General features: G+C 36.0%; 8 protein-coding genes. 5 read left to right on the top strand and 3 right to left on the bottom strand.

All coding sequences use genetic code 11. The features are described from left to right. Both ACJMLO_RS02210 and ACJMLO_RS02205 read right to left on the bottom strand, forming a co-directional pair. Positions 1–632: phage holin family protein (locus tag ACJMLO_RS02210; RefSeq protein WP_405293492.1), on the bottom strand; the 632-nt coding region annotated here is incomplete at its 3' end. Beyond that, complete coding sequence (locus ACJMLO_RS02205) at positions 629–1,498, bottom strand: metallophosphoesterase (RefSeq protein WP_405293490.1); 870 nt, start codon at positions 1,496–1,498, stop codon at positions 629–631. The genes ACJMLO_RS02205 and ACJMLO_RS02210, both read right to left, overlap by 4 nt. A 65-nt stretch (positions 1,499–1,563) precedes the next feature. On the opposite strand from ACJMLO_RS02205, the gene ACJMLO_RS02200 reads away from it, so the two are divergent. From ACJMLO_RS02200 to ACJMLO_RS02185, 4 genes are all read left to right on the top strand, one after another. After that, the gene (locus tag ACJMLO_RS02200; RefSeq protein ID WP_405293488.1) at positions 1,564–2,754 is read left to right on the top strand and encodes a redox-regulated ATPase YchF; all 1,191 of its coding nucleotides are present in this window, start codon (positions 1,564–1,566) and stop codon (positions 2,752–2,754) included. 31 nt (positions 2,755–2,785) lie between these two features. Next, positions 2,786–3,346: a DUF6434 domain-containing protein gene (locus ACJMLO_RS02195; RefSeq protein WP_405293486.1), complete on the top strand. Its 561-nt coding sequence runs from the start codon at positions 2,786–2,788 to the stop codon at positions 3,344–3,346. Then, the gene (locus ACJMLO_RS02190) at positions 3,343–3,657 is read left to right on the top strand and encodes a TIGR04076 family protein (RefSeq protein ID WP_405293484.1); all 315 of its coding nucleotides are present in this window, start codon (positions 3,343–3,345) and stop codon (positions 3,655–3,657) included. The genes ACJMLO_RS02195 and ACJMLO_RS02190 overlap by 4 nt, the downstream gene beginning before the upstream one ends. A 166-nt stretch (positions 3,658–3,823) precedes the next feature. Continuing rightward, the gene (locus tag ACJMLO_RS02185) at positions 3,824–4,840 is read left to right on the top strand and encodes an SLC13 family permease (protein WP_405293482.1); all 1,017 of its coding nucleotides are present in this window, start codon (positions 3,824–3,826) and stop codon (positions 4,838–4,840) included. On the opposite strand, the gene ACJMLO_RS02180 is transcribed toward ACJMLO_RS02185, so the two are convergent. Then, on the bottom strand, positions 4,827–5,843 hold the full coding sequence (locus ACJMLO_RS02180; RefSeq protein ID WP_405293480.1) for a hypothetical protein: 1,017 nt from the start codon (positions 5,841–5,843) through the stop codon (positions 4,827–4,829). The two genes, ACJMLO_RS02185 and ACJMLO_RS02180, sit on opposite strands and share 14 nt — an antisense overlap. Positions 5,844–5,964: 121 nt before the next feature. Here ACJMLO_RS02180 and ACJMLO_RS02175 point away from each other — a divergent pair. Next, a partial coding sequence (locus tag ACJMLO_RS02175) for an MATE family efflux transporter (RefSeq protein ID WP_405293478.1) occupies positions 5,965–6,545 on the top strand: 581 nt, incomplete at its 3' end.

The raw sequence follows: 6,545 nt of genomic DNA, 5'->3' as shown, positions 1-6,545 counted from the left end.
TTTCCGTGCAATATTCCTGCCTGGCTTGCTCCTGTCTGTGAGGAGAGATCAGTTTCCCACTGCATTAGGGTATGGGTGTTGCTTTCTAACCAGTTTTGCATCGTTGGCATAATGCCTTTTGAAATGGCCTTTTTCAATGTTTTGTATGACAATCCATCGATTTCAAGCATTATTACTCCGGGGTATTGTTTTTTATATGGGGTTTTTCTTTTCAATGCATACTTCAGAATGCTTTTAATGTATGAATTGAAGTAATTTGTGTTTGTAATGTTTGTTGTAAATGTTGTGGCTATTGCCATGACGATTGGACCCTGCCAAAATCCATAAAACCCGACATAAACTCCTGGAATGTAATAGGTTGCAATATAAAATATCAGGGAGTTTAAAAATATTGATCCAACACCCATCGTTAAAATAATAAATTTCATTAAAAATCGTCTAAAAATAGGCCATAATAGTGAATTTGCTATTCCAAAGGCGAAAACGATGATTAATGCATTATAGCTGGGACCGATAGTGAAATCACTGCTGATATAGTCAACGAAAAATATGGCTATAATGTTGGCTATGATTATCACTGCGGTTGTAATCAACGTTTTAAGTGAAGAGATTAATTTATTTTTGAAACTCATTCTATCTCGATTTTTTGCCGATTTTTGCTTTTAAGGGTTATTATTGTTATTTCAGGTTTGCAATTAATTCTTATTCTAAATGAATTTGTTCCAAGCCCTTTGCTTGTGTATTGAATCATATCTTCAACTTTATACAATCCAACAGGATATTTTGTTGAGTTCGGACCTCTGAATGGTGTTGTTTCAAATTTTGGAATTATGAACTGTCCTCCATGGGAGTGACCGGAGATTTGCAGGTCAATTTTTCCGGTTTGTGAGGATTGGCGTGCAAAATCAGGTTCATGTGCAAGCAAAATTGTCGGATAATTTTCATCCAATTCGGCCAAAACCTTATCCAGGTCATCTGCACAGACAGTGCATGAATCGACACCGGCCAAATTAATGTGTTCATCGTTTTTTGTCAATAAAACGACACTGTTGCTTAAATCGACAATATCTGAATGTTTAAATATCTCACGAATTTTATCTGAATCCATCCAATGGTCGTGATTTCCTAAAACACCAAACTTCCCATCGTTAGCTTTTAATTTTTTTAGGCAATCTTCTAAACTCTTGTCATAGCCATCAAGGACATATGAAACATAATCTCCAGTGAGTGTGATTAAATCATAGTTTAAAATATTCAAATAATCGACCAAATCATCCAAATACTCTGGATTAATCCATTGGCCAAGATGGATGTCGCATATATTTAAAATCCTGTAGTTGTGAAAATTCCAACCCAAATTATCCAATTCAATATTTACTTCAACCAACTCGATATTTTCAGGGCTAAACTTCTTGTCCGGCAATGTGTATGTCATTGCATCCTGAATTCCCTGTCGAATTTTCATCGCTTGAGGTTTTTCAATTTCATCATCTTTCATTATATATTAGATATGATTTCTGAAACTATTTATAATTTTAATTACAAATATCTCATGTGATTATTATGCTTCAAATTGCAGTTACTGGAAAACCAAATGTAGGAAAATCCTCATTTTTCAACTCAGCCACCGCTTCAAGCGTTGAAATGGCGAATTATCCGTTCACAACCATTGATGCGAATAAGGCTGTAGCTCATGTAATCAAGGATTGTCCATGTAAGGAATTAGGCGTTACTTGTAATCCTCACAATTCAATCTGTAGGGACGGCAAAAGATTGCTTCCGATTGAATTGATAGATGTTGCAGGATTGGTTCCTGGAGCCCATGAGGGAAAAGGATTGGGTAATAAGTTTTTAGATGATTTAATGCAGGCAAAAGTGTTCATACATGTTGTAGATGCTTCAGGTTCAACCAATATTGAAGGAAATCCTGTTGATGCAGGAAGTCATGACCCTCTTGAGGACATCGAGTTTTTAGAGGAAGAAATAGTAATGTGGATGTATGGAATTCTGTCAAGAAACTGGGTCAGGCTTGTAAGAAAGGTCGGTGCCGAACACTTGGACATTTCAAAAGTATTGTTTGATCAATTGTCAGGAACAGGAATAGCCATAGAAGACATCATAGAAGCTAAAAGGAATATTGAATCTGATTATAACAAATGGGAAGAAGAGGATCTCATTGAACTTACAAGAAACATTTTGCATATTGCAAAACCGATGATGATTGTAGCAAACAAGGCAGACCTTCCAACTTCCGCCGAAAACATTAAAAGAATTAAGGAAAAATATCCGAACGTGATTCCAGCTTCTGCTGAATCTGAAATTGCACTTGTAAGGGCGGCTGAAGCAGGCTTGATTTCATACCTTCCGGGCGATGACCATTTTGAAATTCTTGAAAAGGATAAACTGAATGATAATCAACTTAAAGCGCTTGAATACATTCAGACCAATATTTTGGATGTTTATGGAAGCACAGGAATTCAGGATGCCTTGAATTATGGTATTTTCGAGCTTTTGGATAATATTGTCGTTTATCCGGTTCAGGATGAACATAAATACACAGACCAAAAGGGTAATGTTTTGCCTGACGGATTTTTAGTTCCAAGAGGTTCAAATCCTCGTCAATTGGCCTACATTGTCCACACAGACATTGGGGACAAATTCATGCATGCAGTTGACGCTAGGAAAAACATGCGTGTAGCCAGTGATTATGAACTAAAAGACGGAGACATTATTAGTATTGTAACAAAAGGTTAACTCCTTCACTTTTTTTTTATTTTTGATTATTATGCCTGAATTGACTCGAAACTTTGATGCTGATGAGTTCAAGCAATATTACTTTTTAAAAGAAGAGTTAAAGGATTTCTGCAGGGCTGAAGGTTTGAAAGTCAGTGGCAGTAAGGAAGATTTGGAAAACAGAATAGTTCATTATCTTGAAACTGGTGAAAAGCTAAAAGAAGTTAGCGTAAGCCACCATTCTAATGAAAATTCCTCTGAAATTACTTTAACTTCTAGATTGGGAGAAAATTTCAAGTGCAGTGAAGATAAGCGGGAATTTTTCGAAAAGGAAATAGGCAAAGGTTTCAAATTTAAAGTCAAATTTCAGAAATGGCTAAAGTCAAATCCGGATAAGACCTATGGGGATGCCGTTGATGCATATTATGAAATTCAAAGTTCAAAGGAGAAAACAGAAATAGGCAGGCAATTTCAATATAACCAGTATATTAGAGATTTCTTTGAAGATAATGAGGATAAATCATTGGATGATGCAATTAAATGTTGGAAATATAAGAAAGGTCTAAAAGGCCACAACCGATATGAAAAAAGCGATTTGGAGATTTTAATATGAAAAAAGTAAAGATTACAGTCATGAGAAAAGTTCGCCACGATGATTTGATTGAGGAATATGAAAATCCTCTCGAACATGAATGTGATGTTGAAGAGGGTCAGGTTTTCATAGCTAACGGATGGCTTAAACCTGATGATTTTTGTGACAGCGCATGGGAGAGCCTATCCCCATTTGTTATGGCTTTGGCTAATGGTGCAAGTGACTTTTATGACGGATGGATGAAGAATAAGAAATCCGCCATGATATCATGCAACGATGGGTTTAGGCCAGTAAGTTTTCTTTTAGAAACCTTAAATGAAGATGCAGATTAAAACAATATTGTTTTCAATGCGGTGAAATCACGGATGAATTATTGCAGGTTGAGAGAGGCCATAAGGAGAAAATCGAATCTTTTAGGTGAGGTTAATATCAAAAAGAATTTTAAGGCAAACCCTTCATTAAATATATTCTTATAATTCATTAACTAAATTAATATATATGGCTGAATTAATAGATAAGACATTTAATTTTTTTAAAAAAGAAATAATATTTTCAATATCATTAATTTTAGCTATTATTTCATGTTTTTTTGTAAAACCAAGTATAAGCTACTTAAATTACATCAATTGGGATACAATCATATTGCTTTTTGTGATTATGCTCATAGTTGAAGTTTTAAAAAATTTGGCTGTTTTTGAGATGATGGTTCGTAGGCTTTTAACCAGAATCGGAAACACCCGAGGCCTTGTATTGGTATTGGTGTCTACTTGTTTTTTTAGTTCGATATTCATCACTAATGATGTTTCTCTGATTATATTTGTGCCGTTTGCCATATTGGCATTAAAAAAAGTTGACAGGTCTGATTTGATAATATTGACAGTCTGTCTGGAGACTGTTGCCGCCAATGTTGGATGTATGGTTCTGCCTATCGGCGCTCCTCACAATATTGTGATGTATACCGTATCCGATATTTCATTCGGGTCATTTTTCATGATGTTGCTTCCTTATATTATTGTTTCGGTGATGTTTTTGGCGGCTGTCTTGTTTTTCATTCCAAAAGATGAGATTGCATTGCCGAAAATGGAGAAAGTGCAATTGGAGAGAAAAAATTTCTTTAGGCGTGTTTTTTTAGGTGTTGATTATTATCTGCTTTTAACTTTCATTGCCCTTTTCATTCTGATTGGAAATTTGGAAAACATTCCATCTTTGAATTTGCTTTTCAAAAAGTGGATTGTTGGCAACGAAGTCATTTTTGGTGTTATTTCCTCTCAGATAATTTCAAATGTTCCGGCAGCAATATTGCTCAGTGGCTTCAGCAGCAATTATGAAGCCATTATTGTGGGAATCAATATTGGAGGTTTTGGAAGCCTCATCGCATCTATGGCCAATCTCATTTCCTATAAGATTCTTGTTCGGGAATGTAGTGAATTAAAAATCAAATATTTGGCCGTATTCACCCTTTTAAATGTTGCCTTATTGGTTATTTTATTGGGTGCTCGTTTCATTCTATCGTAAGGTCAGGCTCGTTTTTGTTTTGATAAGCATACCATATGCTGTTTTCAATGACATATTCCTGGGCCAGTTTTAAAATGTCTTTTTTAGATAGCACGTTGTTGTTGTTTTTTGCTTTTATTTCAAATTTATAGTATAATTCTTCCATTCTTCTGTGATCTTTAATCACGTCGTTGAGGGACATCTTTCCGTAGTAGCTTCCAATAAACAATGTTCCCGCAGACATTGTTCCAACAATAATTTTTAAGGTTGCACGAATCATATCGGTGGGTTCATAACCGAGCATTATGGTGTGTTGTTGGAATGTATGAAGAATTCCCTGAAGCATATTGTGATGCAGTTCTCCGGAAGGAACTGTTGTCATATAAAGTTCAAAACATAGTGCAATGAAGTAGGTGGTAACTGTTATGGCTATTAATATGTTGGTAATGAGCTTTTCCCTTTTTTGTTTTACCTTTAATCTTACATTGGCATTGTGGTGATAATTATATTGGTCTTCAATCCAATACTCCAGGATATCTTTTCTCACATCTGTTTTTATATCTAGTTTTCTTAACATGTCCTTTATCCAATATGTTGAACCTATTTCAACAAACCATGGCAGCAGTTCAGATACATTCTTTTCAATGCCTGCAACCGAAAGGTAATATTGGAGACGTAGCGATTCCGCCAGCAATCGGTACTGAACGTATTTTTTGTGAAACTCATGTTTGTCGGCATATTTATAAATGAAGATTAGGAGGACAATCATCAGTATGACATCAACAATAAGAAGATGCATCTCCCATTCATCATAGATGAGGAATGTGAGGGTTATCAATGTTCCAAAAAGCGCCAGCAATCTGAGAGTTCGCACATGGCTTTTTGCATTTTCTATACTTAGGACATCGGCCTGCCCAAATCTCCTGTCAATCTCTTGCAGTGTTTGGTCTGTTATGCCCTCTTCAATGTGAGTTAATTCAAGATTGCAGTTTTTCACATCATCTTCAAAAGTTTCTCTAGACATCTTAACACCAGTTCTAATAAGAATATTTTAATCAATCGGGCTTAAATATATTCCCATTATACTTATATTTAAGGAAATTAATAATTTAATTTGTACATTATTTTTTGCACGTGTGAGTACTATGGCTAACAAGAATGTTGAATTAATGAGGGGAGAACCGGAAATTGCTGTTAAGAAGTTAGCGATTCCAATCATGATATCAATGCTTTTGACAGCTTCATACAATATTGTTGATGGAATTTGGGTTGCAGGATTGGGCCAGTCTGCCATTGCGGGAATCGGATTTGTAACTCCGATATTCATGATTTTAAATGGTGTAAGCATAGGTCTTGGAAACGGTGCAACAAGCAGTATCAGCCGTGCCGTTGGGGCCAAAAACCATGAGGGAGCCAGCAAATCCGCAACACATTCGATTTTAATTTTTCTAGTAGCGTCAATATTATTGACTGCAATTCTACTTTTAATTCAGGAGCCGTTGCTTGGGGCATATGGTGCAAGCGGCCAGTCATTGGCTGAAGCGTTAAGCTATTCTACTCCACTATTCGCAGGTCTTTTCGCTTTCATGTTTGCTAACGGAGGAAGCGGAATCCTTCGTGGTGAAGGGGACATGAAAAGGGCAATGTATGCAATAATCGTCTCCGTTGCTTTGAATTTTATTTTGGATCCTCTTTTCATTTATGTGCTGAACTTGGGCTCTGCCGG

This window comes from Methanobrevibacter sp. (assembly GCF_045120835.1).
Taxonomy (GTDB): Archaea; Methanobacteriota; Methanobacteria; order Methanobacteriales; family Methanobacteriaceae; genus Methanocatella.
The sequence above is the reverse complement of the archived record's forward strand: the minus strand, read 5'-3'. Positions and strand labels throughout refer to the sequence as shown.